The organism is Roseburia sp. 1XD42-69 (assembly GCF_003612565.1).
Lineage (GTDB): Bacteria > Bacillota > Clostridia > Lachnospirales > Lachnospiraceae > Roseburia_B.
In genome coordinates, this window is the sequence record NZ_RAZG01000152.1 from 1 (window position 1) to 3,232 (window position 3,232).

Genomic DNA, 3,232 nt, shown 5'->3' on the forward strand with positions numbered 1-3,232 from the left:
AGTACAAAACCTAAGTTGGCTTTTTAGAGAGCTTTATTTTATTTTTATATTTCTTCGTGAAACAGCCCTAGAAATGGAGGGCATTATGGAAGAAACAAAAACAGAATTACAGTTGATTAAATTGTCGGAGATACAGTCGCAGGAAGTTTCTTGGCTTTGGTTTCCGTTTATCCCTTATGGCAAGCTGACTATTGTTCAAGGCGATCCGGGCGATGGAAAGACAACATTTGTACTGAATATAGCGGCGAAATTGTCTAAAGGAGAGGATATAGACAGTGAAATGAAACTGACAGAGCCTTTGAATGTAATCTATCAGAGTGCAGAGGACGGGCTTGCCGATACGGTAAAGCCCCGGTTAGAGCAGGCGGGGGCAGACTGTGGGAAAATTTCGGTTATTGATGAAAAGATTAAATCACTTTCCATGATAGATGAACGGTTAGAGCAAGCTATTATCAAAACAGGCGCAAAGCTGTTGATTTTAGACCCGATACAAGCCTATTTGGGCGGCGGTATGGATATGAACCGGGCAAACGAAGCAAGGGATATGACGAAGAAATTAGCGGCACTGGCAGAGAGATACCAGTGTGCGATTGTCCTTGTTGGGCATATGAACAAAGCGGCAGGAAATAAGGCGGCATACCGGGGAATGGGTTCGATTGATTTCTTTGCAGTCGCTAGAAGCGTTCTTTTAGTCGGCAGGGTTGAGGGAGAAGAAAATATAAGGGCTGTGGTGCAGATTAAAAACAACCTTGCGGCGTTCGGACACCCAAAAGCATTTGCATTGTCGGAGGACGGTTTTCAATGGCTAGGGGATTATGAGATTACTGCTGATGAAGTCTTAGGCGGCATTGCTCCCAAAGCAAATAAAATGGAACAGGCGAAGCGTCTGCTTAGGGAACTGGCAGAAACAAACAATGCCATGCAGAGCAATGAGATTTTCAATCTAGCGGACGAACAGGGCATATCAAAGCGGACACTGGAAAATGCGAAGAAAGAGTTAGGTGTCCGGGCAAAGCGGATAAACAATACATGGTATTGGGAACTGGATAAAATCAGTCTGTAACAGACAGACAAGGCAACAGCGCAACAATGCAGGGTATTAGAATTTTGCAGTCTTGGAATTGCGTTCTTGAAGATTGCAAGGTTGCAAAAATTATAGACATTGCAATGTTGCGCTGTTGGGAGAGAGCTGAAAAGCGGCGGTATCAAGGCGGCGAAAAGCCGCCCCGTCCGTAAGGGCGGAAAAGCCCCCGGCAGGGCGCAAAGGCACTTTTGATAGAGCGTAGCCTGTCGAAAGTGCTTTTGCGTTACTTTCGGTTACTTTCGGGAAAGTAACAAAGCCGAAGCGAAGAAACTTCGCTTTGCGCCTTAGTCGGCGCAGTAAGAATAGTGGCACAAATATATAGAATGTGGAGGATATGCCTATTGGAAAGAACGATTAGCGGTATGATGGGGAAAGGTTCGGTCAATCACAATACAAGAGCCTTTACAGCTAAAAATGTAGATAAGGAACGAAGCCGGGATAACGTGGAATTTTGCCATTTGGATATAAAAGAAGTTTACCGCAATCTTTTTGATGAAGCACTGGAACGCTACAACGCAAAGCAGAAACGGAGTGACCGAAAGATTGATGATTATTACGAAAAGATACGCCGGGGCAAACAGGAGAAATTATTTTATGAAGTTATCTTCCAAATCGGCAACAAGGACGATATGAATGTGCAGAGCAGTGAGGGGCGGTTGGCGAAAGAGATTTTACGTGAGTTTATGGAGCAGTTTCAGAAAAGAAATCCGAACCTATATGTATTTTCAAGCCACTTGCACATGGACGAGCAGACACCACATATCCATATTGATTTTGTTCCCTTTATCCGTAACAGTAAGCGTGGGCTTGATACAAGAGTATCGTTAAAAGGCGCACTGTCGGAACAGGGATTCAAAGGCGGTACAAGGGGAATGACGGAATGGAATGAATGGATTGAAGCGGAGAAGCAGGAGCTTTCAAAAGTCATGGGGCGGCATGGCGTACAGTGGAAACAGTTAGGCACACATAATAAGCATTTGTCTGTACTCGATTTTGAGAAGCAGGAGCGACAGAAAGAGGTTGCGGAACTGGAACAGACAATCTCTGGCAGTAAAAAGGAATTATCCAATATTCTTCATCAGCAGATTGCGGCAGGACAGGAAACGAAGCAGATACGGAAAGAGGGCGAAGCAATCCGGAAGGAAGTATCAGAACTTACCGCAACAAATCATCTGCTGAAAGAGCAAACGGAAACACTGATAGGGGATAAAGAAAAGCTGTTATCCGAAAATGAAAAATTGGAGAAACAGCAGAAAAAGTTACAGCAGGAGATTAACAAAATGGTGCAGTCAAAGGAAGTCATGGAGCGCAATATCTACGCCTATGATGAAGATATGAAATGGCAGTTGGCAGAGCCGGGGGCATTGATGAGCGCAAAGGCATACCGGGATAAAAAGGCTTTACCGCTTGTGGAGAAATTGAAAGAAGTGGTAAAAAATCTGACTATCAAATGCGTACAGCTTGCAGAACAAAGCAAGAAGCTGACCGTCAAAGTGGACGGACAACAGAAACAGATTAGCCGCTTGACGGATAAGGTCATGGAGCAGAGCGACACCATAGACCGATTGCAGGAAAAAGCGTCTGATTTGGAGCGTTTGGAGCGTCATTTGGGCAGGGAACAGGTGCAGTCGATAGTGGAACGGTCTAAGGTATTAGAACAGGCAGAAAGGGCAAATAAACGCCTGAAACGTACCTTTGAAATGAGCCGATAGGAAAGGGGGATTGGTAGATATGACCGATATGGAAAAGAAAGTTATGATACGGCTGTGTGCTAAAATCGTAGCAGATACAGACCTTTACGAAACGGACAAGGAGGTGCAAAATCTGATAGACTGGGTATGTCTTTCGGAGCAGATAAAGGAAAACAATAATGCAATCCGCAATCTGACCGGGGAATATAAGAAGATAGAGCCGGATTGTCGGGAGGGAGTGCGGGCGCAGTTGGAACGCATGAAAGAATTGTGCAAAGAACGCAATAATCTGTATGAGAAGCAGAATGACTTAAAAGGGCGAAAATGGAAGATAGAGAAATCGTTAGAACGATAATAAATGTGGGGTGCGGTGGTTGCTGCGCCCTTAGGGCTGTTTCACGAAGAAATATAAAAATAAAATAAAGCTCTCTAAAAAGCCAACTTAGGTTTTGTACTC

3 protein-coding genes are annotated in these 3,232 nt (G+C 44.4%); all 3 read left to right on the top strand.

Features of this window, described 5'->3' with window-relative positions; all coding sequences use genetic code 11:
- Window positions 1-85: 85 nt before the first annotated feature.
- The 3 genes from D7Y06_RS24405 to D7Y06_RS24415 all read left to right on the top strand — a co-directional run bounded on the left by D7Y06_RS24405 (window position 86) and on the right by D7Y06_RS24415 (window position 3,130).
- Complete coding sequence (locus D7Y06_RS24405; protein ID WP_120410083.1) at window positions 86-1,063, top strand: AAA family ATPase; 978 nt, start codon at window positions 86-88, stop codon at window positions 1,061-1,063.
- A gap of 383 nt (window positions 1,064-1,446) precedes the next feature.
- The gene (locus D7Y06_RS24410) at window positions 1,447-2,796 is read left to right on the top strand and encodes a plasmid recombination protein (RefSeq protein ID WP_120410082.1); all 1,350 of its coding nucleotides are present in this window, start codon (window positions 1,447-1,449) and stop codon (window positions 2,794-2,796) included.
- A gap of 19 nt (window positions 2,797-2,815) precedes the next feature.
- Window positions 2,816-3,130: a hypothetical protein gene (locus D7Y06_RS24415; RefSeq protein ID WP_199714850.1), complete on the top strand. Its 315-nt coding sequence runs from the start codon at window positions 2,816-2,818 to the stop codon at window positions 3,128-3,130.
- Window positions 3,131-3,232: the final 102 nt, after the last annotated feature.

Coding starts and splice junctions, on each gene's coding strand:
- D7Y06_RS24405 (WP_120410083.1), top strand. CDS start 86: ATGGAAGAAACAAAAACAGAATTACAGTTGATTAAATTGTCGGAGATA.
- D7Y06_RS24410 (WP_120410082.1), top strand. CDS start 1,447: ATGATGGGGAAAGGTTCGGTCAATCACAATACAAGAGCCTTTACAGCT.
- D7Y06_RS24415 (WP_199714850.1), top strand. CDS start 2,816: ATGACCGATATGGAAAAGAAAGTTATGATACGGCTGTGTGCTAAAATC.